We start from the raw sequence: 236 nt of genomic DNA, 5'->3' as shown, positions 1-236 counted from the left end.
GGTGGTCTCAGCAAGCTCGTCAGTCACGTCATCTGCTGTAGGATAGCTGACGGTAAAGCTCGTCACTCCTGCTGGAATGGTGATGGTGCCATCAGGGTTTAAGACGACGCCTTCGCTAAAGTCGATATCTGTATTATCATAGTCTACCCCTTCAGTCGCCGTATCTGGGCTAATGGCAAAAGGATAGCTGACAGGTACCTCGGTTGGGTTTGATAAGGTCACGGTATGAACGAGGT

1 protein-coding gene is annotated in these 236 nt (G+C 50.4%); it reads right to left on the bottom strand.

Annotated elements, in window-relative coordinates; all coding sequences use genetic code 11:
- The coding region (locus R0K30_RS23480; RefSeq protein ID WP_410613433.1) for a hypothetical protein at positions 1 to 236 on the bottom strand (236 nt) is incomplete at both ends.

The sequence above is a fragment of the Bacillus sp. SIMBA_154 genome (assembly GCF_046536015.1).
In the GTDB taxonomy this organism is placed as follows: domain Bacteria; phylum Bacillota; class Bacilli; order Bacillales; family Bacillaceae; genus Bacillus; species Bacillus pumilus_P.
The sequence above is the reverse complement of the archived record's forward strand: the minus strand, read 5'-3'. Positions and strand labels throughout refer to the sequence as shown.